Here is a 702-nt window from a genome sequence, read left to right as displayed (position 1 = left end):
CACCCCGCGCGGGGTCTCCTACCTGCTGCACCGGCTGGGCTGGTCACCACAGGTCCCCGCCCACCGGGCCGTCGAGCGCGACGAGCAGGCAGTGGAACGGTGGCGGGCGGAGCAGTGGTCACGGGTAAGAGGACGGCCCAGCTCCTGGGCGCGTGGATAGCCTTCGAGGACGAGGCCGGCCAGGACCTGAAGCCCGGCAAGGGGCGGACCTGGTCGCCGCGCGGGCGGACGCCGCTGATCAAGGTAACCGGGAAAGGCTCGGGCCGGGTCCTGATGGCCGGGATGATTTGCGTCAGACCGGGCCGCGAGACGAGGCTGATCTACCGGACCCAGACATACCGTGGCCGTACCGGCGAGAAGAAGGGCTTCCGGGCCCGCGAGTTCGCGGACCTGCTGACCTCCGCCCGGCGTCAACTCGGCGGTGCCCCGCTGATCGTGGTGTGGGACAACGCCAGCACCCACCACGCCAAGGCACTGCGGGACTTCTGCGACCGCAACAGCGACTGGCTCACCATCATCAAGCTGCCGCCCTACGCGCCGGACCTCAACCCCGTCGAAGGTGTCTGGGCCCACCTGAAGAAGTCCCTGGCCAACCTCGCCCCCCGCACGATCGAAGACCTCACCCCGCTCGTGAAGAACCGCCTACGCGACATCCAACACCGATCCGAGACCCTCGACGGCTTCATCGCCGAGACCGGACTC

General features: G+C 69.2%; 2 protein-coding genes. Both read left to right on the top strand.

The genetic code is table 11. The features are described from left to right. Positions 1-160: helix-turn-helix domain-containing protein (locus AC5WS8_RS39275; RefSeq protein WP_496108256.1), on the top strand; the 160-nt coding region annotated here is incomplete at its 5' end. Continuing rightward, positions 115-702: IS630 family transposase (locus tag AC5WS8_RS39270; RefSeq protein ID WP_496108255.1), on the top strand; the 588-nt coding region annotated here is incomplete at its 3' end. The genes AC5WS8_RS39275 and AC5WS8_RS39270, both read left to right, overlap by 46 nt.

This window comes from Streptomyces sp. PTL18 (assembly GCF_059510295.1).
Note: the sequence above shows the minus strand (reverse complement) of the source record. Positions and strands in the feature narration are given on the sequence as shown.